General features: G+C 70.4%; 19 protein-coding genes. 7 read left to right on the plus strand and 12 right to left on the minus strand.

Annotated features, from left to right (window positions below; all coding sequences use genetic code 11):
• Window positions 1-8 precede the first annotated feature (8 nt).
• Both ACFYWX_RS03160 and ACFYWX_RS03165 read right to left on the minus strand, forming a co-directional pair.
• Complete coding sequence (locus ACFYWX_RS03160) at window positions 9-833, minus strand: SAM-dependent methyltransferase (protein ID WP_389422214.1); 825 nt, start codon at window positions 831-833, stop codon at window positions 9-11.
• Window positions 834-896: 63 nt separating this feature from the next.
• Window positions 897-1,721, minus strand: a complete 825-nt coding sequence (locus tag ACFYWX_RS03165) for a maleylpyruvate isomerase family mycothiol-dependent enzyme (protein ID WP_389422215.1) — start codon at window positions 1,719-1,721, stop codon at window positions 897-899.
• Between the two features lie 180 nt (window positions 1,722-1,901).
• On the opposite strand from ACFYWX_RS03165, the gene ACFYWX_RS03170 reads away from it, so the two are divergent.
• Entirely contained in the window at window positions 1,902-2,720 is an 819-nt protein-coding gene (locus ACFYWX_RS03170; RefSeq protein ID WP_389422216.1) for a carbon-nitrogen family hydrolase, read from the plus strand.
• A gap of 141 nt (window positions 2,721-2,861) precedes the next feature.
• Here ACFYWX_RS03170 and ACFYWX_RS03175 read toward each other — a convergent pair whose 3' ends face one another.
• Window positions 2,862-3,356: an LURP-one-related/scramblase family protein gene (locus tag ACFYWX_RS03175; protein ID WP_389422217.1), complete on the minus strand. Its 495-nt coding sequence runs from the start codon at window positions 3,354-3,356 to the stop codon at window positions 2,862-2,864.
• Window positions 3,353-4,342, minus strand: a complete 990-nt coding sequence (locus ACFYWX_RS03180) for a GlxA family transcriptional regulator (protein WP_389422218.1) — start codon at window positions 4,340-4,342, stop codon at window positions 3,353-3,355. Before ACFYWX_RS03180 ends, ACFYWX_RS03175 begins: the two co-directional genes overlap by 4 nt.
• Window positions 4,343-4,395: 53 nt before the next feature.
• On the opposite strand from ACFYWX_RS03180, the gene ACFYWX_RS03185 reads away from it, so the two are divergent.
• Window positions 4,396-4,797: a cupin domain-containing protein gene (locus ACFYWX_RS03185; protein ID WP_389422219.1), complete on the plus strand. Its 402-nt coding sequence runs from the start codon at window positions 4,396-4,398 to the stop codon at window positions 4,795-4,797.
• A gap of 30 nt (window positions 4,798-4,827) precedes the next feature.
• Window positions 4,828-6,732, plus strand: coding sequence for an NHL domain-containing thioredoxin family protein (locus tag ACFYWX_RS03190; protein ID WP_389422220.1), 1,905 nt, complete (start codon window positions 4,828-4,830; stop codon window positions 6,730-6,732).
• A gap of 6 nt (window positions 6,733-6,738) precedes the next feature.
• Here ACFYWX_RS03190 and ACFYWX_RS03195 read toward each other — a convergent pair whose 3' ends face one another.
• From ACFYWX_RS03195 to ACFYWX_RS03220, 6 genes are all read right to left on the minus strand, one after another.
• Window positions 6,739-9,120: a hypothetical protein gene (locus ACFYWX_RS03195; RefSeq protein WP_389422221.1), complete on the minus strand. Its 2,382-nt coding sequence runs from the start codon at window positions 9,118-9,120 to the stop codon at window positions 6,739-6,741.
• A gap of 142 nt (window positions 9,121-9,262) precedes the next feature.
• The gene (locus tag ACFYWX_RS03200) at window positions 9,263-9,883 is read right to left on the minus strand and encodes a hypothetical protein (protein ID WP_389422222.1); all 621 of its coding nucleotides are present in this window, start codon (window positions 9,881-9,883) and stop codon (window positions 9,263-9,265) included.
• 361 nt (window positions 9,884-10,244) lie between these two features.
• On the minus strand, window positions 10,245-10,586 hold the full coding sequence (locus tag ACFYWX_RS03205; RefSeq protein WP_389422223.1) for a hypothetical protein: 342 nt from the start codon (window positions 10,584-10,586) through the stop codon (window positions 10,245-10,247).
• Between the two features lie 38 nt (window positions 10,587-10,624).
• A complete protein-coding gene (locus tag ACFYWX_RS03210) occupies window positions 10,625-10,879 on the minus strand; it encodes a DUF6458 family protein (protein ID WP_389422224.1) in 255 nt (84 codons plus the stop codon).
• Between the two features lie 86 nt (window positions 10,880-10,965).
• A complete protein-coding gene (locus ACFYWX_RS03215) occupies window positions 10,966-12,285 on the minus strand; it encodes a M18 family aminopeptidase (RefSeq protein ID WP_389422225.1) in 1,320 nt (439 codons plus the stop codon).
• An 87-nt stretch (window positions 12,286-12,372) separates the two neighbouring features.
• Window positions 12,373-14,199, minus strand: coding sequence for an acyl-CoA dehydrogenase (locus ACFYWX_RS03220; RefSeq protein WP_389422226.1), 1,827 nt, complete (start codon window positions 14,197-14,199; stop codon window positions 12,373-12,375).
• Between the two features lie 212 nt (window positions 14,200-14,411).
• Here ACFYWX_RS03220 and ACFYWX_RS03225 point away from each other — a divergent pair, with 212 nt between their 5' ends.
• Together ACFYWX_RS03225 and ACFYWX_RS03230 are read left to right on the plus strand one after the other, a co-directional pair.
• Window positions 14,412-14,885 (plus strand): SseB family protein, encoded by a 474-nt coding sequence (locus ACFYWX_RS03225; protein WP_389422227.1) that lies wholly within the window; start codon window positions 14,412-14,414, stop codon window positions 14,883-14,885.
• 134 nt (window positions 14,886-15,019) lie between these two features.
• Window positions 15,020-15,997 carry a pirin family protein gene (locus ACFYWX_RS03230; RefSeq protein WP_389422228.1) on the plus strand — a complete coding sequence of 326 codons (978 nt, stop codon included), beginning with the start codon at window positions 15,020-15,022 and terminating at the stop codon, window positions 15,995-15,997.
• A gap of 41 nt (window positions 15,998-16,038) precedes the next feature.
• Here ACFYWX_RS03230 and ACFYWX_RS03235 read toward each other — a convergent pair whose 3' ends face one another.
• Entirely contained in the window at window positions 16,039-16,914 is an 876-nt protein-coding gene (locus ACFYWX_RS03235) for a hypothetical protein (protein WP_389422229.1), read from the minus strand.
• Between the two features lie 183 nt (window positions 16,915-17,097).
• On the opposite strand from ACFYWX_RS03235, the gene ACFYWX_RS03240 reads away from it, so the two are divergent.
• Entirely contained in the window at window positions 17,098-18,162 is a 1,065-nt protein-coding gene (locus tag ACFYWX_RS03240; protein WP_389422230.1) for an AI-2E family transporter, read from the plus strand.
• A 15-nt stretch (window positions 18,163-18,177) separates the two neighbouring features.
• On the opposite strand, the gene ACFYWX_RS03245 is transcribed toward ACFYWX_RS03240, so the two are convergent.
• The gene (locus ACFYWX_RS03245; RefSeq protein WP_389422231.1) at window positions 18,178-20,301 is read right to left on the minus strand and encodes a SpoIIE family protein phosphatase; all 2,124 of its coding nucleotides are present in this window, start codon (window positions 20,299-20,301) and stop codon (window positions 18,178-18,180) included.
• Between the two features lie 163 nt (window positions 20,302-20,464).
• On the opposite strand from ACFYWX_RS03245, the gene aspS reads away from it, so the two are divergent.
• Window positions 20,465-22,228, plus strand: coding sequence for an aspartate--tRNA ligase (gene aspS, locus ACFYWX_RS03250; RefSeq protein WP_389422232.1), 1,764 nt, complete (start codon window positions 20,465-20,467; stop codon window positions 22,226-22,228).
• Window positions 22,229-22,252 lie beyond the last annotated feature (24 nt).

The following is a 22,252-nucleotide window of genomic DNA, read 5'->3' on the forward strand; positions in this document are numbered from 1 at the left end:
CCTGCCGCTCAGCGGACCGGGACGAGCGTGAGGTATGCCATCCCCAGAATGCCGCGGTAGTTCAGCCACTGGGCGCGGTGCCGGTCGACGCGCTCGCGGGTCCCGGCGGCCAGCGGGTGCTCGCCGTGCTCCGCGAGCCACACCTCCACGTCCGCCTGGTACGCCGACTCGAACGCCTCCCACTCGTCCAGGCTCGCCGTCTCGATCCACTCGGGCCGGAATCCCGCCGCCACCGCGAGGTCGACCAGCGTGGCGAGGTCGTACTGATCCGTGGCCCTGGCCTCCGGCCACATCCCGGACAGCTCGGCCGCGGTCGGGACACGCTCCCAGAAGCACTCGCCGAGCAGTACGCGCCCGCCGTCCGCCACCAGCCGGCGCAGCTCTCGAAGAGCCTCGGCGGTGTGCCCGGGAGGCGTGGCCGTGCCGAGGGCATGGCTCGAGCCCAGACACAGCACCAGGTCGGCCGGCCCGCGCTCCGTCGCCAGGGCGGACTCCTCCGCGAACTCCACCCGGCCGGCGAGCCCTCTCGCCGCCGCATTGCGCCGGCCCTGCGCCAGGTCGTCGCCGTTGAGGTCCACACCGGTGCCCCGCGCATCCGGTACGGCCTCCAGGACGCGCAGCATCAGCTCGCCCCAGCCGCAGCCGATGTCGAGGACCGTGCCGGGCCCCGGCGCGGCGAGCCGCCGCACGAGCTCCGTGGCGCGGGCTTCGGACAGCGGGCCGTGGAAGGTGAGGCGGGTGAGGCGGGGCGGGCCGTCGGCGGGTGTGGGGGGTGCCGGGTGGGAAGCGGCGGCGTCGGGCGCGGTGGTGCTGTCGATGTCGATGTCCGTCATGAGGCGCACGCTATTCCGGGATGGCATGGACGGCACACCGATTAAACGAGTGCCGGGACAGGGCTACTGCGTCACCGGGAAGTTGCGCAGTATCGCCGCCGCCAGCTCCTGGTCGCCCTCCGTCTTGAGGCGGTCGGCGACCGACTCCGGGGTCACCCGGCCGCAGGCCAGGCGGACGTACGTCTCCCAGTCGAGGGTGAGGGAGGCGGCAGGGCCGAGAGCGGGGACCGTTTCGAGGGTGCCGCGGCCCTGGATGTCGACCCTTATCGTGCGCAGGAACTCGATCGGGCCGTGCACGTCGAAGACGACGGCCGAACTGCGGGGCGCGTCGGCCCGTTCGGCGACGACCGAGGGGAGCGCGGCGAGGAGCACGTCACGGGCGACGTGCGCGCCGGGGGAGTCGAGGTTGCCGGGAGCGCCGAGGGCCGCGCGCAGGTCCTGCTCGTGCACCCACACGTTGAACGCGTGGCCGCGCATGGACTCTTCGAGGGTGAGATCGGCGCCGAGGGGGCCGCGCACCTTCGTACCGGGGTCACGGGACTCGTTGCGCAGCTGGCGGTTGCGGCGGATGACCGTGTACTCCAGCTCGGACGTCATCTCCGGCGCCGTGTGGTGACGGCGGACGTCGACCTGCATCTCCATGTAGCGCTGCTGCTCGTTCGTGACGTGGAACAGGTCGCGCGGGAGCGAGTGGATGGGGCGCGGGTCGCCGAGCATCTCGCAGTCCAGGCCGATGACATGCGACACGATGTCGCGCACCGACCAGCCCGGGCATGGCGTGCGGCGGTTCCAGTCTGCTTCCACCAGCGGCAGCACCAGCTCGGATATCGCTTCGATGGAATGGGTCCAGGCGTCGGCGTAGGGCTGAAGAGTGGGATGCAGACTCACGGAACGGGACCCCTTGGCGGTCGGTACACGGGCGGATGTGGCGGCGTTGCCAGTGGGAGGTGGCTGATGTCGCGGGTGTCTTGGAACGCTAAGTTACGCTGCTGTGAGGCACCCCGGCAGTGCTTTCGTGTGACGATCGTAGGCCCGTGTGGACGACTCGAATGCCAGGACGGTGGTAGTGTGCGCGCCTCTTTGATCCAGATCGCAGTAGACGAAGGCGAATCGGTCGAATCCCGGCGGCGGCGGGTGGCCGCGCTGGTACGGGAGCAGGCCGGGGCCGACCTCGTCGTTCTGCCCGAACTGTGGACGACCGGCGCGTTCGCGTACGAGGGGTTCGGCACCGAGGCCGAGCCGCTGGACGGGCCGACGCACGAGGCGATGGCCAAGGCGGCGAGCGACGCGGGCGTGTGGCTGCACGCGGGCTCGATTCCGGAGCGGGCTCCATCCGAAGGCGGCTCCGCCGCGGGTGAGGGGCCGTTGTACAACACGTCGCTCGTCTTCTCTCCTTCCGGTGATCTGGTCGCCGCCTACCGCAAGATCCACCGCTTCGGCTTCGACAAGGGCGAGGCCGTGCTGATGGGGGCGGGGCGGGAACTGGTGACGGTGCGTCTGCCGGAGACGACGCTGGGGGTTGCCACCTGCTACGACCTCCGTTTCCCTGAACTCTTCCGTGGGCTGGTCGACGCCGGGGCGCAGACCCTTGTCGTGCCCGCGGGGTGGCCTGAGCGCCGCCGGGGGCACTGGACGCTGCTGGCTCAGGCGCGGGCCGTGGAGAACCAGGCGTTCGTCCTCGCGTGTGGAACGGCCGGGACGCATGCGGGGGTTCCACAGGCGGGTCACTCGATCGTGGTGGATCCGTGGGGGGAGATCCTGGCCGAGGCCGGAGCCGGTGAGGAGGTCCTGTCCGTGGAGTTCGACCCGGCGAAGGTGGGCGCCACCCGGGAGCAGTTCCCGGCGCTGAAGGATCGGGTGCTGGGGCTGGACGCGCCTCGACGCTGAACCGTTCCGGGAGGCTGAACCGGCGTTGTCGCTGGGCGGGGGTGGGTCGCGCCGCCCGGCACCGACGGGGTGCCGCCTTCTGTGGGTCGGGAGCCGCCCCAGCGGCACGACTGCCCGCGGCTCGACGGATGAGCAATTTCCTCAGTCCGACTCGCTTTCCTTCTCCGCCATCTGGATCACGCACACCGCCACCGCGATCAGCAGGGCCGGGTCCGCGTCGTCGCGGACGACGTCGACGCCGTAGGTCTCGCGTACGTGGAGCCATCGGCGGGAGATGACGGCGAGGAGTTCGTCGTCGTACTCGATGGCGAACTCGCGGTCGAGGATCTTGCCGCTGACGTCGAGTTCGGTGCCGTCGACGAGGGAGACGCGGTAGTGGTTGCGCAGCAGGGACAGCCGCTTGCGGCGGATCCTCGCGAGGGGCTCGCCGTCCCGCTCGATGACCATGGTGTCCCGCAGGGCGAACATCTTCTGGTGGATGTCGATGAGGACGCGCCCGTCCCGGTCCTTCAGCTCGAAGGTGTCCCCCAGCCGCAGCGCCTTGCCGTCGACGAGGAAGACCTTGTTGCCCTGCTGGTCCTCGATCCAGTAGTCGTCACCGATGCCGAGGAGCCGGTCGCGTACGAGGAATCTCATGCGCTTACCGCTTCCCCCACGGCCGGTCCGAAACGCCGCCGGTAGGCCGATGGGCTGAGCCCCGTCTCGCGCCGCAGCCGCGCCCGCAGGTTCGCCGCCGTACCGAGCCCGCTGCGCGCGGCGACGACGTCGAGCCGTTCCTCGCCCCGCTCGATCAGCCGGCACGCCAGCGCCACCCGCTCCCCCGTCAGCCACGCGAGTGGAGTCGTCCCGAGCTGCGCGCGGAAGCGCCGGTGGAGCGTGGCCGGGGACACCGCCGCGCGTGCCGCCAGCCCCGCCACCGTCAGCGGCTCGCCCAGCCGTTCCTGCGCCCACGCCAGCAGCGGCGCGAGGGACTCGTCCGCCACCTCGGGCACCGGCCGTTCCACGAACTGCCGCTGTCCGCCGTCCCGGTGCGCGGCGAACACCAGCCGCCGGGAGACGGCGTTCGCGATCTCGGCGCCATGGTCCCGTCGTACGACGTGAAGGCCCAGGTCCAACGCCGACGCACTGCCCGACGCCGTGAGGATGTCGCCGTCGTCCACGAAGAGCACGTCCGGTTCCAGGCGCACGCGCGGGAACCGCGTCCGGAACGCCTCCGCCCACATCCAGTGGCAGGCCGCCCGCCGCCCGTCGAGCAGCCCCGCCTCCGCCATCGTGAAGGCGCCCGAGCAGAAGCCGACGAGCCGGGCGCCACGCGCGTGTGCACGGCGCACGGCGTCCAGGACGCGGGGAGAACGCGGAGCCTCCGTGTCGGGCCGGTTCGGCACGATCAGCGTGTCCGCCTCCTCGACCGCCTCCAGTCCCGCGACCCCGGTGAGCGTGAAGAACCCGTCCCGCATCCGCGTGGCGGGCCCGTCCGCGCACAGCCGGAAGTCGTAGAGCACGCGCCCGAGTTCCGGCCGCGGCAGCCCGAACACCTCGATCGCGCAGCTCATCTCGAACGGGTTGGAGTTCTCGTCGACGACCAGTACGACTCGGTGGGGCTGAGAGGATCCTTGCGACATGTGCGATTTCTAGCACTCGTACGGGTGATGGGGTACGCCCGAGGATGACGGGCATGACCAAGGAACCGCGTGAACCCGTCTCCCTCCCCGCAGCCCTCGCCTCCTTCACCGACCTGTGGAGCCCCCGTATCGTCACCGCCGTCAACGACTACGACGTACGCATCGCGAAGGTCGAGGGCGAGCACGTCTGGCACGCGCACGACCACACCGACGAGTTCTTCCTGGTCCTGGAGGGCGAACTGCACATCGCCCTGCGGGAGCCGGCCGGCGAGCGCACGGTCGTCCTCCCCAAGGGCTCCGTGTTCACCGTCCCGCGCGGCACGGAACACAAGCCCTACGCCCCCACCCCCACCGCCCTCCTCGTCCTCGAACCCACCGGCACCCTCACGGTCGGCGACCGCCACGACACCGTCCCCGACCACGTGGACGCGACCACCGGACACGCGCTGACCTGAGTGTCGGACCCGGGTGGCACCCTTGGATCCATGACCGACTCCGTACCCGACTCCGCACCCCGTCGCGTCCGTGTCCGCGCCCCCGAGCTGATCGGCAAGGGCGGCTGGCTGAACACGGGCGGGAAGCAGTTCACCCTCGCTGACCTGCGAGGACGCATCGTCGTCCTGGACTTCTGGACGTTTTGCTGTGTGAACTGCCTGCACGTCCTCGACGAGCTGCGCGAGCTGGAGGAGAAGCACTCGGACACGGTGGTCGTGATCGGGGTGCACTCCCCGAAGTTCGTGCACGAGGCCGAGCACCAGGCGGTCGTGGACGCGGTCGAGCGGTACGGGGTGGAGCACCCGGTGCTCGACGACCCGGAGCTCGCCACCTGGAAGCAGTACGCGGTGCGCGCGTGGCCGACGCTCGTGGTGATCGACCCCGAGGGGTACGTCGTGGCGCAGCACGCCGGCGAGGGCCATGTGCACGCCATCGAGCGGCTCGTCACGGAACTGGAGGCCGAGCACGAGGCGAAGGGCACCCTCCGGCGCGGCGACGGGCCGTACGTGGCGCCGGAACCCGAGCCGACCGTGCTGCGCTTCCCCGGCAAGGCACTCCTGCTGCCGTCGGGGAACTTCCTCGTCAGCGACACCACCCGGCACCAACTGGTGGAGCTGGCCGAGGACGGCGAGAGCGTCGTGCGGCGCGTCGGCTCCGGCGCACGAGGCTTCACCGACGGCGGTGCGGACGGCGCGTCCCTCGACGCACCCGCGTCCCTCGACGCACCCGCGTCCCTCAACACACCCGCGCCCCTCGACGCACCCCCGTCCTTCAACGAACCGCAGGGCCTCGCCCTCCTGCCCGACGGCTCCGTGGTCGTCGCCGACACCGTCAACCACGCCCTGCGCCGTCTGGACCTCGCCACCGGTGAGGTCACCACCCTCGCGGGCACGGGCCGGCAGTGGTGGCAGGGGTCCCCGACCTCCGGTCCGGCCCGCGAGATCGACCTCTCCTCACCGTGGGACGTGGCCGTCTTCGGCGGCAGGGTGTGGATCGCGATGGCCGGCGTGCACCAGCTGTGGGCGTACGACCCGGCCGACGGCACCGTCGCCGTCGCGGCCGGCACCACCAACGAGGGGCTCGTCGACGGGCCCGGCGCCGAGGCCTGGTTCGCCCAGCCGTCCGGGCTCGCCGCCACCCCCGAGCGGCTGTGGCTCGCCGACTCCGAGACCAGCGCCCTGCGCTGGGTGGACCTCGACGGCGCCGTCCACACCGCCGTCGGCACCGGCCTCTTCGACTTCGGCCACCGCGACGGCCCCGCCGGACAGGCCCTGCTCCAGCACCCCCTGGGCGTCACGGCCCTCCCCGACGGATCGGTCGCCGTCGCCGACACCTACAACCACGCCCTGCGCCGCTACGACCCGGCGACCGGCGAGGTGACCACGCTCGCCACGGACCTGCGGGAGCCCAGCGACGCGGTTCTCGTCGGCGAGGACATCGTGGTCGTCGAGTCCGCCCGGCACCGCCTGGTCCGGCTGCGGCTGCCGGAGGAGGCGGTACGGGTGGAGGCCATCGCCCACCGCACGCAGCGGGCGGCGACCGAGGTGGCCGCGGGCAAGCTCCGCCTGGACGTGATCTTCCAGGCCCCCGTCGGTCAGAAGCTCGACACGCGGTACGGCCCCTCCACCCGCCTCCTGGTCTCCTCCACCCCGCCCGGCCTGCTGCTCGCCGGTGAGGGAGCGGACACCGACCTCTCCCGCACCCTGGAGCTCGACCCGGCTCTCACGGAAGGCGTCCTGCACGTCTCCGCGATGGCGGCGTCCTGCGACGACGACCCTGCCAACGAGTACCCCGCGTGCCATGTGCACCAGCAGGACTGGGGAGTTCCGGTGCGGGTCGTCGACGGCGGGGCGGATCGGCTGCCGCTGGTCCTCGCCGGGATGGACGAGGGGTAGCGGGGGTCAGACGGCGACGTCGTCGAGGGCGTCCTCGTCCTCCGGAGCCGGCTCCGGATCGTCGTCCCGGCTGACCTTCCGGCGCAGGTTCTCGACGTCCGTCTGAAGGCCGAGCAACAGCTTGTGCAGCTCGTCGAGGACGGTCATCGGGACGATGGGGGTGTGGCCGCCGACCTCCGGCTCCAGGAGTTGCAGGTGGTCCAGGGCGTCCCGGGCCGTCGTCACGCTCTCGCGCAGCACCTGCCGGTGCTCGACGGCACGCTGACTGGCGGGCAGGGGCGTGCTCGGCGCGGAGGGCCCGTTCCCGTCCTCGGGCGCGGAGGCCACGTTCCCGCCCTCGGCCTCGGACGCGGAGGACCCGTCGGCCTCCGACTCGTCGCCCGCGGCGGGGCCCGGAACGGTCACCGGGATGGACGTCGGGATGGACGTCGGGATGGGCGTCGGGCCGGAGATCGGCCCTCCCCCCGGGCTCGCCGGGGACGGCACGAGACGCGTCTTCGGCGGGTGCGCCTTACGCGCACGCTCCGGGTTCGACGCCCAGACGACGTCCCACTGGTGCAGCATCACGGGCATGCCGTTGCCGTCCCGCTCGATCTTGTCGTGGCTGTCGAGGTCGAGCCTGAAGTGGACGTACGGGGTGCTCGAGCCGCCTCCCGACTTCTGCTTGTGGATGAGCTGACGCATCGTCACCGCGTTCTCCGGCAGCGCGTCGCTGCGGAACCGTTCGGCGGCGAGGGCGAGGATCCACAGGCCCCGCTCGTTGTGCTGCTGGGACAGGTCCTCGATGACCTGGTTGACGTCGGCGCGGAAGGGGACGCCGCCCTTCTCCTTGGCGGCCATGAGGGCCGATCCGACGTTCCGGGTGAGCAGCTTGTCGGCGATCAGCGCCACCCCGCCCGCAACGGCCAGCGTGCAGCGGGCGTCGATGTCGCCGTCCAGTGCGGGTTTCACCAGGGAGGTGAAGTCGTCCGTGGGGTGCGGCTCCCACTCCTGGATGACGTCGGAGGTGAGGACACCGCCGTTGTTCCAGGCGTTGCGCGCCTGGGTCGTGACGTGCTTCTTGTACGAGCGCCAGGGCAGGTCGATCAGCGGGCCGAGGAGTTCCGCGAACCCCTTCAGCCCCATCCGCTTGCCGCCCTTGATGGCCTTGGCCTGGTCCTTGAGGGGTTCCAGAAGCTCCGGCCGGGTCAGGGCGTGCACCAGGTAGACGCTGCGCCACAGGGCGGTGCCGGGCGGGGTCGGCTCCTGGTCGAAGACCCGGGGAAGTTCCTCGACGGGGATCCGGCCGACGGCCAGACCGTAGACGACCTGGAGATCGTCCTTCGGCACCAGCGAGTCGCCCAGCTGGATCACGCGCTTGAGGGCGCGGGTGGCGACCTCGACGTTCTGGGCGGCCGCGTCCCACTGCTTGAACTCGACGTGTACCGAGGCCAGTACGGAGCGGATCGCGTCGTCGAAGATGTCCTCGGGGGCCAGCAGGTGCCCCGGATGTCCTTCGGCGCCGACGGCGATCTGGGCCGGGACGACGTACGTCTGGGCGATCTGGGCCGCGCGCGGCCCCGGCTCCTGCTCCGCGATGTCCCGGGCGAACTCCTCCTTGAGCCCCCGGCGCCACCTCTCCCGGCCGGCGGCCAGCCGCTCGCCGAGAGGGCCGCCGCCCGGCCCGGACGAGGCGGCGGTGCTCTTGCCGAAGAGCGAGTCCACCGTGAGCTGGGCGGTCTCCGCCGCGTCGGCGTCGGGGCCGGCTAGCACGGCCCAGGCACTGGCCAGCCGGGTGATGCCGTCCCGTACGACCAGGGCGTGGAAGGACTCGGTGCCGTCCTCGAAGGAGATCTCGACGGGGTGGGTGATCAGGTTGCGGGTGACCTTGCGGGCGAGGACGGAGGGCGCGTAGCTGTTGAGCGACAGGGTGCCGTGGATGGTCTGCCACACGTGGTTGCGGAGGTGGGCGAGGTCCTGGTACCGGTACCGGACGATCGCGCAGGGGCGGTCGGCGTCGGTGATCCCCTGGACCTGGGGGTCGGGGATCTCCATCACCTCCATGCCGGTGCGCGGCTGGATGCCGGGCAGCATTTCGCTCAGGTGGGCCCGGGTGACGACCGAGTGCAGGGTCGCTCCGTCGACGTTCTCCACCATGAGCAGCCCGGCGGGGTCCGTGGCAGTGGGCCGGAGCTGTACGGCCACCCCCTCGGGGCCGGTCGTGGCGCGGGCGACGGCCTGCCAGGCGCCCTCGGGGAGCAGGGTCACCGGGTTGGTTTTGCCCGCCGCGACCACTTTCGCCAGGTCCACGTCCTGGGACGTGACCGGCAGGGTGGGCTCGACATTGGACACGAGTACGGATTCGGAACCCCACGGCACGGTGAAGGAGCGGGGGGCGTGAAGGGGCATGGGTGATGTCCTCCGGACAGGGGAGAGCCAGGGATGGCAAGGGGTGCGTAGCGACGAAGCAGGGATGGAGCAGGGGTGAGGCAGGGATGAGCGCAGGCGCGTAGGGGTGAACGGGGTGGTCCAGGAGGGGAGGTGAGCCCGCTCAGAGCTCCATGGGGCCTTCGGCGCCGGGCAGCAGTTCCGGGAACCACTCCCACAGGAAACGGCGGTTGTGCCGCCGGGCGTGGTGCTGGTAGGCGCAGTACGCGACGAATTCCGCGGCCTCCAGAAGGCCCTCCAGCTCGGCCGACGCGTACGGCAGCCCCTCGACGAGGGACGGCGCCGCGGGCGTCGGGGCGGGGGTCAGCTCGTACCACGAGGACGTGGGCGTGTTCGTCCGGATGATCGCCGGCGCGGGTGTGCCGTCCGCCGTGCGTCGGGACGACAGCCGCGCCAGGAGGGACGAGGCCGTGTCCGTGACGCTCATGCCACGGCCCACTGCGGTGCCGACGGTCGTGCCGGGCAGCCCGGCGATCACGCCGAGGCCCCGCCGCAGGACCTGCCGGTAGGCCCACTGCTCGGCCTTGTTGGGGCCGCGTCTGACCGACGCGACACGCGGCCTGCCCTGCCCCGCAGCGAGTTTGCGGGCGCGAAGCATGTCGCCGCGCCTGATGTTCAGTGCCGGGTCCGCGTGCAACTCCTCGCGGAACTCCGCCCAGGCGGCGACGACTGCCTTCGACTCCAGCGCCTCGGCGCTGATCCGCAGCAATCCGGCGACGGACATGTCGCGGCCTCCCGAGAGGACGCCGACATGGACGCTGCGAGGGTTGAGATTGGCGTTCGCAAAGCAAGGTGAAACATGGTCACGCCCGCCGCCGGCGGCGGGCGTGGATGACGGAGACGGACTCGCGGTGGCGTTCATGGCTCAACTCCATGGCACAGCAAACAGATGTGATGGAGCCTCCGCTGCAACGGCGGTGCTCGCGCGTCGCTCGAATCGCCTCGCTTCACGCGGTGACGACGTTAACGGCTGCCGATGCGCCCGAATGCCGGATTCTTATCGTCCGATCGCACTTGTATGGAAATTGTTCGGACCTGACTCGGTCGAGCCTGGTCGAGATCGAATCCGGCGTGAGAAATCACCGTCATCGTGTCAACTGTGCTCGCGCCTCCGGGAAGTTCTCGAAGAGCCACGGCGCGGGGTTCTGCCCCAGCCGGTCGAGCGTCGCCAGGTTGGACGCGACTTCCACGGTCTGGCCGAGTGGGCTGGACTTCTCGATCACGAACACGAATTCGTTCTCCGACGTCGGCAGCCGCCGGGGCAGAGTGATGAGCCCCAGATCGTCGAACGCCTTCGAGATCTGCTCGCACAGCTCGGCGCTGAGCCGGGAGCGTTCCGGCGCGGCGTACTTCTTGATGAAGCGCATGGAGAGCCGCTTGATGCCGTCGTCGACTTCGACGGCATGGGCGATAACGGTGAAGTCCATAACTCAGTAGATTACTGAGTTAGTTATCGCGTGTGTTCTCAGACGCCATATCCGTCGCTGTATCCGTCCCGCCGATGATGGTGGTGCCCCTCCTCGTCGATGACAGGCGCCGACGGCGGCATCACGACGCGCCTGCGCCGGGCGATGCTGCTGAACGTCGTCACGCCGATCAAGCCGACGATCATGAAGATGACGCCGACCAGGTCGAGGTTGACCCCCTCCATGTCCCAGTCGGTCGCGAACGTGAGGATGGCTCCCACGGCGATGAGGATGATGCACCCGCCGAGGCCCATGAGTGTCGCCTCCCTGTCCGGTCCGGTCGTTCCGGTCCGTCACTGCGGGTACCCCCGAGGCGAACTCCCATGCGACGGCGGGTCCGTCACGCCTCCAGAAACGCCGTCAGCGCGTTCGCGAGCAGGAACGGGTCATCGGCGCCGCACAGTTCACGCGCACTGTGCATCGACAGGATCGCCACGCCGATGTCGACCGTCTTGATGCCGTGCCGGGCCGCGGTGATCGGGCCGATGGTCGTGCCGCAGGGCATGGAGTTGTTCGAGACGAAGGACTGGAAGGGGACCCCGGCCCGCTCGCAGGCGTCCGCGAAGACCGCGCGGCCCGAACCGTCCGTGGCGTAGCGGTTGTTGACGTTCACCTTCAGGATCGGCCCGCCGTTGACCCGCGGGTGGTGCGTGGGGTCGTGCCGCTCGGCGTAGTTGGGGTGGACCGCGTGGCCCGTGTCCGAGGACAGACAGACGGTGCCCGCGAAGGCGCGTGCCCGGTCCTCGTACGACCCGCCGCGCGCGAAGACCGAACGTTCCAGCACGCTGCCGAGCAGCGGTCCGTCCGCGCCGGTGTCCGACTGGGAGCCGTTCTCCTCGTGGTCGAAGGCGGCGAGGACGGGGATGTGCGTCAGGGCCGCACCGCTGGTGGCGACGGAGGTCAGCGCGGCGACGGCCGCGTGCACCGAGAGCAGGTTGTCCATGCGCGGTCCGGCGAGCAGCTCCTTGTCGCGGCCCAGGTAGGCGGGCGGCTCCACGGAGTGCGTCATCAGGTCCCAGCCGGTCACCTCGCCCGCCGGGATCCCGGTGGTCTCCTCCAGGAAGGCGATCAGGTCGCCGTCGCGCACCTCGCCCATGCCCCAGACCGGCTGGAGGTGGCGCTGCTTGTCGAGCTTGAGGCCATCGGTGTTCACCGCCCGGTCGAGGTGCACGGCGAGCTGGGGCACGCGCAGCAGCGGCCGGTCCACGTTGACCAGGCGGGTCGAGCCGTCGCGCAGCGTGAGTCGCCCGGCCAGGCCCAGGTCGCGGTCGAGCCACGAGTTCAGCAGCGGTCCGCCGTAGATCTCCACCGCCACCTGGCGCCAGCCGTGCGCCCCGCTGTCCGGCAGCGGCTTGACCCGCAGGTTGGGGGAGTCGGTGTGTGCGCCGGTGATGCGGAACGGCGTGTGCGGGGCGGCGCCCTCAGGGACGTACCACGCGATGATCGCGCCCCCGCGCAGCACGTACTTGCCGCCGCTTGCCGTGGTCGTACCCGCTGATGTCTCCGCGTCCCAGGCGTCCGTCTCGGCGACCTGCCTGAATCCGGCCTTCTCCAGCCGTTCTGCGGCGTTCGCCACGGCGTGGTACGGCGACGGGCTCGCCGCCAGGAAGGTCATGAGATCGTCGGTGTGGCCGCGGTCGAAGCGGGAGGGTGCGCTCATGGGTTCACCTTAACGACGTACGAGGGCCCGCTCCCCATCACTGGAAGCGGGCCCTCGTAAGGACAGTGTGGAGGGAGGAGCCGAAGCCTAGAACGCGGCCTCGTCGAGCTCCATGAGGTCCAGGTCGACGCCCTCGGCCACCTTGCGGGCCAGGGTCACGCCGGGCAGGACGTTGGCCGCGAAGAACTTCGCCGCCGCGATCTTGCCGGTGTAGAACGACTTGTCCTTGGCCGAAGCCGTCGGAAGCTTCTCGGCGGCGACCGCCGCGCCCTTGAGCAGCAGGTAGCCGACGACCACGTCACCGGAGGCGAGCAGCAGGCGGGAGGTGTTGAGCCCGACCTTGTAGATGTTCTTGACGTCCTGCTCGGTGGCCGCGAGGTCGGTCAGCATCAGGCCGACGATCGCCTCCAGCTCGACGGCCGCCTTCGCGAGGTGCTCGCGGGCGCCCGCCAGCTCCTCGTCGCCGGTGCCGAGCGCCAGGAACTTCTTGATGTCCTCGGCCAGGGAGTTCAGCGCGGCGCCCTGGTTGCGGACGATCTTCCGGAAGAAGTAGTCCTGGCCCTGGATCGCGGTGGTGCCCTCGTACAGGGTGTCGATCTTGGCGTCGCGGATGTACTGCTCGATCGGGTACTCCTGCAGGAAGCCGGAGCCGCCGAAGGTCTGGAGCGACTGGGCGAGCTGCTCGTAGCCCTTCTCGGAGCCGTAGCCCTTGACGATGGGCAGGAGCAGGTCGTTCAGCGCGTGCTCGGTGGAGGTGTCCTCGCCGGCGGCCTCCTTGACGGCGATCGCGTCCTGCACCGACGCCGTGTAGAGGACCAGGGCGCGCATGCCCTCGGCGTACGCCTTCTGCGTCATCAGCGAGCGGCGGACGTCGGGGTGGTGCGTGATGGTGACCTTGGGCGCGGCCTTGTCCATGAAGTTGGCCAGGTCCGGACCCTGGACGCGCTCCTTGGCGTACTCCAGCGCGTTGAGGTAGCCGGTCGACAGGGTCGAGATCGCCTTCGTGCCGACCATCATGCGGGCGAACTCGATGATGCGGAACATCTGGCGGATGCCGTCGTGCTTGTCGCCGATCAGCCAGCCCTTGGCGGGGTGGCGGTCGCCGAAGGTCATCTCGCAGGTGTTGGAGGCCTTCAGGCCCATCTTGTGCTCGACGTTGGTGGCGTAGGCGCCGTTGCGCTCGCCGAGCTCGCCGGTCTCGAAGTCGAAGAGGTACTTCGGGACGAGGAAGAGGGACAGGCCCTTGGTGCCGGGTCCTGCGCCCTCGGGGCGGGCCAGCACGTAGTGGAGGATGTTCTCCGACATGTCGTGCTCACCGGAGGTGATGAACCGCTTCACGCCCTCGATGTGCCAGGAGCCGTCCTCCTGCTGGACCGCCTTGGCGCGGCCGGCGCCCACGTCCGAGCCGGCGTCCGGCTCGGTGAGCACCATGGTGGAGCCCCACTGCTTCTCGACGGCGATCCCGGCGATCTTCTTCTGGACGTCGTTGCCCTCTTCGAAGAGGACGCCGGCGAACGCCGGGCCGGAGGAGTACATGAAAGCGGCCGGGTTCGCGCCGAGGACCAGCTCCGCGTTCGCCCAGAGCAGGGACGGGGGAGCGGTGGTGCCGCCGATCTCCTCGGGCAGGCCCAGGCGCCAGTACTCGGCGTCCATGTAGGCCTGGTAGCTCTTCTTGAAGGAGGCGGGGACCGGCGCGGTGTTGGTCTCCGGGTCGAAGACCGGCGGGTTGCGGTCGGCCTCAGTGAAGGACTCGGCCAGCTCGTTCTCCGAGAGCCGGGTGAGCTCCTCGAGGATGCTCTTCGCGGTATCGGCGTCCATCTCCTCGAACGGGCCCGTGCCGTACAGCTTGTCGCGCCCGAGCACCTCGAAGAGGTTGAACTCGATGTCGCGGAGATTCGACTTGTAGTGCCCCATGGCGACGGCTCCGTAGAGAGATCGGCGAGGCACTGACTCCCCGCACATGTTCACGTTCCAATCAAGTGGCTCCGATGATGCTACCCGCCGGTAATAAGAAGCAACCCCGAACCGTGATCTGTGACGCGTTACGCGCTCGGCCGGTTCGCGCCGGCACCGCGAGGGTCACCGAGCAGTCCCGCCCGACGGGTCCTCTCGGTACTCTTGCGCTCATGTACGGCTACGACCAGAACGTCGGTGCACAGCAGGGCTACGCCCCGCCGCAGCAGCCCATGTCCGGCGGCGTCGGAGGGTACGGCCAGCAGCCGCCGCTCTACCCCGAGCCGTCCCCGCCCTCGCTCGCGGACGCGGTGCGGGCCTTCACGACCGGGCAGCTGTCGGCCGAGGACTTCCAGCAGGTCTTCGCGACGTCGAAGGTCTACTGCCCGCGCGGCGACAACCCGGGCTTCCTCGCCCTGCACAACACCCAGCAGCCGGTCATCCCGATGTTCACCTCCCTCAAGGAGCTGCGCCGGTACGCGGGCAAGGAGTCCAAGTACTTCGTGATCACCGGATCGGAGGTGATCGACCTGCTGCCGACGGGGTACGGCTTCGTCCTCGACATGGAGGGTGAGCACCGGATGGTGTTCGACGCGAAGGCGGTCGAGCAGATGGTCGAGTTCGCGATGCGCCGGATGTATGGCTAGACGCCCTTGCTTCGCAGGCGGCTGACGCGCCCCACACCCCGTAGGCCCGGAGGGAATGCCCTCCGGGCTTTCTCTGTTGGGGGTAGCAGAAAGTTCAATGCTCAACTAAACTGGCCGCACAAGGAGGTACCGACATGCCTGCAGTGACCGTCGAGAACCCGCTGACGCTGCCGCGCGTAACCGCGCCCGCCGACGCCGTGGCACGTCCCGTGCTCACTGTCACGACCGCGCCCAGCGGTTTCGAGGGCGAGGGCTTCCCGGTGCGCCGTGCGTTCGCCGGGATCAACTACCGCCACCTCGACCCGTTCATCATGATGGACCAGATGGGCGAGGTGGAGTACGCGCCCGGGGAGCCGAAGGGCACCCCTTGGCACCCGCACCGCGGCTTCGAGACCGTCACCTACATCATCGACGGGATCTTCGACCACCAGGACAGCCAGGGCGGCGGCGGCACCATCACCAACGGCGACACCCAGTGGATGACGGCCGGCTCGGGCCTCCTCCACATCGAGGCGCCGCCGGAGTCCCTCGTCATGTCCGGCGGCCTCTTCCACGGCCTGCAGCTGTGGGTGAACCTCCCGGCCAGGGACAAGATGATGGCCCCGCGCTACCAGGACATCCGCGGCGGCCAGGTCCAGCTGCTCGCCTCCCCCGACGGCGGCGCGCTGATGCGCGTCATCGCCGGTGAGCTGGACGGCCACCAGGGCCCCGGTATCACCCACACCCCGATCACGATGATCCACGCGACGCTCGCGCCGGGCGCGGAGATCACCCTGCCGTGGCGCGAGGACTTCAGCGGCCTCGCCTACGTCCTGGCCGGTCGCGGCACGGCCGGTCCGCAGCGGCGGCCCGTGCAGATGGGGCAGACCGCCGTCTTCGGCGCCGGCTCCTCGCTGACCGTCCGCGCGGACGAGAAGCAGGACTCCCACACGCCCGACCTGGAGATCGTCCTCCTCGGCGGACAGCCCATCCGTGAACCCATGGCGCACTACGGGCCGTTCGTGATGAACACCCGCGAGGAACTCCAGCAGGCCTTCGACGACTTCCAGAAGGGCCGTCTGGGGACGATCCCGGCCGTCCACGGGATGTCCGAGGAAGGCCCGCTGGGCTGACAGCGGATTGATCCGCCTGACCCGCGCCGCGCGGCCGCGGGTCAGGCGGCTTCCTCCGTCTTCTCCCACGTGGTCACGTCCAGCGTGACGGAGGACAGGCCGTACTCGTCGTCCTTCTGCCATCCGAGGACCCGGATCGCCGCGACGCGGTTCTCATCGGTGAGTACGCATGAGGTGAGCCCCCTGCGGATGGTCTTCGCCTTGATGGTGAAACCGAATTCGGTGGCCGCGGAACAGCTCTCGGCGGTCGGTTCCCCGTTGACTGTGGCGAGGTCGCCCTGGTCCCCCGCGATGGTGTAGCCGTCGGCGTTGGACGTCAGGTAGAAGGAGATGTCGGGCTGGCCGTTGGTGAAGTCCACGTCCAGGTTCGTGCCGGACCGCAGGACCACCTTGCGTTCCTCCCGGACCGCGGCTGCTCCCGTGGCCGCTCCCGTGACGTCGGCCGTGGCGGCGCCGGACGCGGGAGCGCCGAGGACGCCCGACGGGGAGGGTGTGCCGGAGGCCGTCGGTGCGGTGGGGGCTCCGGTCCGGCCGGCTGTCCGGTCGGCACCGGGTGTGCCGTTCGACTGCGTCAGCATCTGATAGGTCACCACACCGCCCACGGCCAGCAGGGCGGCCGCCACGAACGTGACGGTGGTGCCCTTGAAGGCGAACCTGAAGCCCCGGCCGCCCACGGAGAGGCTGGACGTGGGAGAGCTTCCGTGCGCTTCCTGCATCACCCGTGTGACCTCGGCGTCCGCGACGGCCCGGGTGCGCCGGGCGTCGGCCTCGCCCTGCGCCCGGATGGTCATCGCTTCAGCCTCCCCCTGTGCCTGGATCCTCGCCGACTCCGCCATACCCGCGCTGTACTCGCGCATCATCTGCGGTGTGAACGAGGCCTCCTCGGCCCCGTCCTTCCGGGATGCGGACTTGCCCATGTCGCTCCTTGCCTGCCGTAGGGACACGGCCAGGGCACACATCGTGCAGTTCGGGAGGCGACGACAGCCCTCACTCACACAGGGGTCACTCGAAAGAGTGGTGTAGTGGGATAATTGACGATCCGTCACCCGACCGGCCCGCCAGTGAAGGACAGCCCGCCCTCCCCGTGCTCCCCTGGAGGCGTGCAGGAGTCCCGCCCGCTGCTCCCCGGCCCCGTCCGCCGTCTCGCCGCCTGGTGCGCCACGATCCTGCTCGTCTCCGGGGTCGTCTACGTCGGGATCAGGCTCTGCGCGCAGGTGCGGACGGCGGTCGTGCCGGTGCTGCTCGCGCTGCTCGGGACCGCGCTGCTGCGGCCCTTCCACCGCAGGCTGGTGAAGGCGGGGGTCAACCGGTCCCTCGCCGCCGGGGTGACCTGCGTGGCCGTCGTCGCCGTGGTCGGCGGGGCCGTGTACATCGTCGTCGCCGCGCTCATCGACACCGGGGACGAGATCGTCGCCTCGCTCAAGGACGCGGCGCGGGGGGTCGCCGACCACTTCGGGGCCGCCGGAACCTCGCTCGACGACCTCGCCTCCAACGCCCGGGAACTGCTCACCAAGTTCGGCGGGACCGCCGCCTCCGGTGTGATCAGCGGGGTCAGCGTCGTCGGCGAGAGCATCGCCATGGCCGTCCTCGCGCTGCTGCTCGTCTTCTTCTTCCTGCGCGACTCCGACCGCGCCGTCGGCACCCTGCGGTCCGTCGTCCCCGGTCCGGCCGGCGACACCCTGGAGGCGATGGCGCGGCGGGCGTTCCGGGCCGTCGAGGGGTTCATGCGCGGGACCACCCTCATCGCGCTCATCGACGCCCTGTGCATCACCGTCGGACTCCTCGTCCTGCGCGTCCCCGGTGCCGCGGGCCTCGGCGCCCTCGTCTTCGTCGGCGCCTACATCCCCTACCTCGGCGCCTTCCTCTCCGGAGCCCTGGCCGTGCTGGTCGCGCTCGCCGACCGCGGGTTCGTCATCGCGCTGTGGGCGCTCGGCGTGGTGCTCGCCGTGCAGGTGCTGGAGGGCCACGTGCTCCAGCCGGCGATCCAGAGCCGGACCGTACAGATGCATCCGGCGGTGGTGATGGTCACGATCACCGCCGGAGCGTCCGTGGCCGGCATCCTCGGCATGCTGCTCGCGGTACCGCTGACCGCGGCCGCCTTCGGGGTCGTACTCGAACTACGGGCACGCCACGGCACGCCCCCGGCGCCCGCCGGGGAGTCGTAGCGGCCCCTGTGTGTCCTACCGCGTGTCCGCCCGGGGCTCGTGGAGCTCGAACCAGATGCTCTTGCCCTCGCCCTGCGGAGCCACCCCCCACGCGTCCGCGAGCAGCTCGATCAGCATCAGGCCGCGGCCCGACGAGGCGAGTTCTCCGGGCCTGCGCTTGTGCGGAAGATCGTCGCTGGTGTCCGCGACCTCGATCCGCATCCGGCGCCCGCCCGGTGCCCCGGTCACCTCGGCGACCAGGAGGGCGTCGGCGTCGGTGTGCACGAGGACGTTGGTCAGCGTCTCGGAGACGAGGAGCACCGCCGAGTCGACCTGGTCCTCGCAGGACCAGTCGTGCAGCAGCTCGCGCAGCTGCTGGCGGCCCTCGGCGATCCGCTCGGGCTCGTCCTGCGCGACCGTCAGCACCGTGCGGCGCACGCTCGGCCGTACGGTGACGGTGTCCCCGCAGCCGCAGCCCTCACCCTGCCTGCACAGCAGCAGTAAGGCGATGTCGTCCTCGCGGCGGTCGGCCAGCGGGCCGGTGGTGTGGTGCGAGGACGGCCCGTGCACGGCCTGGACCAGGGCGTCGGCGAGCCCCTCCAGGTCGCCCTCGTGGGCCTCCAGGGTCTTGCGGATGCGCTGCCAGCCGGTGTCGAGATCATGGCCGCCGGTCTCCAGCAGGCCGTCCGTGCAGATCATCATGGACTCGCCGGGCTCCAGGCCGAGCCGCGTGGTCGGGTAGTCGGAGTCCGGATCGATGCCCAGGGGCAGGCCGCCGGCCGTGGGGCGGACGATCACCGTGCCGTCCGCCATCCGTATCGCCGGATCCAGATGGCCGGCGCGGGCGGTCTCCAGGACCCCGGTCACCGGGTCGACCTCGATGTACAGGCAGGTCGCGAAGCGCAGGCCCGCCAGGTCGTCGTCGGAGTGCGTGATGCCGTAGAAGAAGCGGGAGGCGCGGGAGAGGACCGCGTCCGGCCGGTGGCCCTCGGCGGCGTACGCCCGCAGCGCTATCCGCAGCTGTCCCATCAGGCCCGCCGCCCGTACGTCGTGCCCCTGCACATCCCCGATGACCAGGGCGAACCGACCTCTGGGCAGCGGGATCATGTCGTACCAGTCGCCGCCGACCTGGAGGCCGCCGCCGGTGGGGATGTAGCGGGCGGCGAGGGTCATGCCCGGTATCTCGGGGCCGAGCTGGGGCAGCATCGAGCGCTGCAGCCCGTCTGTCAGCTCCCGCTGGGTCTCGGCCGCACCCGCCCGGGACAGGGCCTGGGCGAGCATGCGGGCCACGGTGGTGAGCACCGAGCGCTCGTCGGGCGTGAACGCCACCGGGTAGGCGAAGGCCGCCATCCAGGCGCCCATCGTGCGGCCCGCCACGATCAGCGGCAGGAACGCCCAGGACTGGCGGCCGAACTGCTGGGCCAGCGGCCAGGTGAGCGGATAGCGCTCCTTGTACTTCTCCGGGGAGGACAGGTACACCGCCCGGCCCGTGCGTGCCACCTCCGCCGCCGGATAGTCGGTCTCCAGCGACATATGGGTGAAGGGGCCCTCGTCGCCCGGCTCCTGCCCGTGGTGGCCGATGATCGTCAGGCGATCGCCCGTAATCCCGAACACGGCGAGCCCGTCCGGTGAGAACCCGGGCATCGACAGCCCCGCCGCGACCCGCAGCACCTCCTCCGTGGACCGCGCCTCCGCCAGCGCCCGTCCCGCGTCCAGCAGGAACGCCTCCCGGGAGCGCCGCCAGTCGCCGGTGACCGCGCTACGGCCCGCCGGGGTGCCCGGCGAGGGCTCGGTGACCTCCTGGAGGGTGCCGATCAGCTCGTACTCCTTCTTCACCCGGTCGAAGGACGGCTTGGAGCGGCTGCGGACGACCCGGATGATCCGGCCCTGGTCGTCCATGACCCGTATGCGCACCTCGGCGAGGGTGTTCTCGGCGACGGCGAGCTGCACCACGCCGGTGATCTCGTTCCAGTCGACAGGGTGGAGGCGGGCCCGGGCCTGGGCCTGGGTGAGGGTGGTCTGCTCGGCGGGCAGCCCGAGCAGCCGCGCTGCCTCCGCGTCCACGGTGACCAGCTCGGTGGCGGTGTTCCAGTGCCACAGGCCGGTCGCGAGGGCGGCGAGAACATCCCCCACGGCGGGCAGAGGCTCGCCAGTGCGCATTGCCCTACTTTAAGAACAGCCGATCGAGAAGTGCCACTGATCGCCTGATCGTCCACGAAACAATGGTGGGGAGGCGATCATGGGGTGCCCGGTACGCTGGGGGTGTTTCACGTGAAACACCGGCTGAAACAGACCCCGATCCGCGAAGACTGGATGAACGACGATGCATCGGTACAGGTCCCACACCTGCGGCGAGCTCCGCGCCTCTGACGTCGGCAGCGACGTCCGGCTGAGTGGCTGGCTGCACAATCGGCGCGACCTGGGCGGCATCCTCTTCATCGATCTGCGCGACCACTACGGCATCACGCAGCTCGTCGCCCGCCCCGGCACGCCGGCGTACGAGGCCCTCGACAAGCTCACCAAGGAGTCGACGGTCCGCGTCGACGGCAAGGTCGTCTCGCGCGGCACGGAGAACATCAACCCGGACCTGCCGACCGGTGAGGTCGAGGTCGAGGTCGGCGAGGTCGAGCTGCTCGGCGCCGCCCAGCCGCTGCCCTTCACCATCAACACCGAGGACGGGGTCAACGAGGAGCGGCGCCTGGAGTACCGCTTCCTGGACCTGCGCCGCGAGCGCATGCACCGCAACATCATGCTGCGCACGGCGGTCATCTCGGCGATCCGCCACAAGATGGTCGCCCTCGGCTTCAACGAGATGGCGACGCCGATCCTGACCGCGACCTCCCCCGAGGGCGCCCGCGACTTCGTCGTTCCCTCGCGTCTGCACGCGGGCAGGTTCTACGCCCTGCCGCAGGCTCCGCAGCAGTTCAAGCAGCTGCTGATGATCTCCGGCTTCGACCGCTACTTCCAGATCGCGCCCTGTTTCCGCGACGAGGACGCGCGCGCCGACCGTTCGCCGGGCGAGTTCTACCAGCTCGACGTCGAGATGAGCTTCGTGGAGCAGGAGGACGTCTTCCAGCCCATCGAGCAGCTCATGACCGAGCTGTTCGAGGAGTTCGGCAACGGCCGTCACGTCACCTCCCCCTTCCCGCGGATCCCGTTCCGCGAGGCGATGCTGAAGTACGGCTCCGACAAGCCGGACCTGCGCGCCCAGCTGGAGCTCGTCGACATCACCGACGTCTTCGAGGGCTCGGAGTTCAAGGCCTTCGCCGGCAAGCACGTACGCGCGCTGCCCGTCCCGGCGGTGAAGGACCAGCCCCGCAAGTTCTTCGACCAGCTGGGTGACTACGCCGTCTCGCAGGGCGCCAAGGGCCTGGCCTGGGTCCGCGTCGCCGAGGACGGCTCGCTCTCCGGCCCGATCGCCAAGTTCCTCACCGAGGAGAACGTCAAGGTCCTCACCGAGCGCCTCGGCCTGGAGGCCGGTCACGCCGTCTTCTTCGGCGCGGGCGAGTTCGACGAGGTCACGAAGATCATGGGCGCGGTGCGGGTCGAGGCCGCCAAGCGTGCCGGGCACTTCGAGGAGAACGTCTTCCGCTTCTGCTGGATCGTCGACTTCCCGATGTTCGAGAAGGACGAGGAGACCGGCCGGATCGACTTCTCGCACAACCCCTTCTCCATGCCCCAGGGCGGCATGGAGGCGCTGGAGACCCAGGACCCGCTGGACATCCTCGCCTGGCAGTACGACATCGTCTGCAACGGCGTCGAGCTGTCCTCCGGCGCGATCCGGAACCACGAGCCGGACATCATGCTGAAGGCGTTCGGCATCGCGGGCTATGACGAGGAGACCGTCGAGCGCGAGTTCGCCGGCATGCTCCGCGCGTTCCGCTTCGGCGCCCCGCCGCACGGTGGCATCGCGCCCGGCGTCGACCGCATCGTCATGCTGCTGGCCGACGAGCCCAACATCCGCGAGACCATCGCCTTCCCGCTCAACGGCAACGCCCAGGACCTGATGATGGGCGCGCCGACGGAGCTGGACGAGGCGCGCCTGCGTGAGCTGCACCTCTCGGTGCGCAAGCCGCAGCCGAAGTAAGGCAAGCCTTTAGAGGCGCTGACC

Source organism: Streptomyces sp. NPDC002888, assembly GCF_042888465.1.
GTDB lineage: Bacteria > Actinomycetota > Actinomycetes > Streptomycetales > Streptomycetaceae > Streptomyces.

What these genes read in the sequence shown, in the direction of transcription:
- ACFYWX_RS03160 (WP_389422214.1), bottom strand. Translation starts at nt 833, where the DNA reads ATGACGGACATCGACATCGACAGCACCACCGCGCCCGACGCCGCCGCT.
- ACFYWX_RS03175 (WP_389422217.1), bottom strand. Translation starts at nt 3,356, where the DNA reads ATGAGATTCCTCGTACGCGACCGGCTCCTCGGCATCGGTGACGACTAC.
- ACFYWX_RS03180 (WP_389422218.1), bottom strand. Translation starts at nt 4,342, where the DNA reads ATGTCGCAAGGATCCTCTCAGCCCCACCGAGTCGTACTGGTCGTCGAC.
- ACFYWX_RS03185 (WP_389422219.1), top strand. Translation starts at nt 4,396, where the DNA reads ATGACCAAGGAACCGCGTGAACCCGTCTCCCTCCCCGCAGCCCTCGCC.
- ACFYWX_RS03190 (WP_389422220.1), top strand. Translation starts at nt 4,828, where the DNA reads ATGACCGACTCCGTACCCGACTCCGCACCCCGTCGCGTCCGTGTCCGC.
- ACFYWX_RS03195 (WP_389422221.1), bottom strand. Translation starts at nt 9,120, where the DNA reads ATGCCCCTTCACGCCCCCCGCTCCTTCACCGTGCCGTGGGGTTCCGAA.
- ACFYWX_RS03200 (WP_389422222.1), bottom strand. Translation starts at nt 9,883, where the DNA reads ATGTCCGTCGCCGGATTGCTGCGGATCAGCGCCGAGGCGCTGGAGTCG.
- ACFYWX_RS03205 (WP_389422223.1), bottom strand. Translation starts at nt 10,586, where the DNA reads ATGGACTTCACCGTTATCGCCCATGCCGTCGAAGTCGACGACGGCATC.
- ACFYWX_RS03210 (WP_389422224.1), bottom strand. Translation starts at nt 10,879, where the DNA reads ATGGGCCTCGGCGGGTGCATCATCCTCATCGCCGTGGGAGCCATCCTC.
- ACFYWX_RS03215 (WP_389422225.1), bottom strand. Translation starts at nt 12,285, where the DNA reads ATGAGCGCACCCTCCCGCTTCGACCGCGGCCACACCGACGATCTCATG.
- ACFYWX_RS03220 (WP_389422226.1), bottom strand. Translation starts at nt 14,199, where the DNA reads ATGGGGCACTACAAGTCGAATCTCCGCGACATCGAGTTCAACCTCTTC.
- ACFYWX_RS03225 (WP_389422227.1), top strand. Translation starts at nt 14,412, where the DNA reads ATGTACGGCTACGACCAGAACGTCGGTGCACAGCAGGGCTACGCCCCG.
- ACFYWX_RS03230 (WP_389422228.1), top strand. Translation starts at nt 15,020, where the DNA reads ATGCCTGCAGTGACCGTCGAGAACCCGCTGACGCTGCCGCGCGTAACC.
- ACFYWX_RS03235 (WP_389422229.1), bottom strand. Translation starts at nt 16,914, where the DNA reads ATGGGCAAGTCCGCATCCCGGAAGGACGGGGCCGAGGAGGCCTCGTTC.
- ACFYWX_RS03245 (WP_389422231.1), bottom strand. Translation starts at nt 20,301, where the DNA reads ATGCGCACTGGCGAGCCTCTGCCCGCCGTGGGGGATGTTCTCGCCGCC.
- aspS (WP_389422232.1), top strand. Translation starts at nt 20,465, where the DNA reads ATGCATCGGTACAGGTCCCACACCTGCGGCGAGCTCCGCGCCTCTGAC.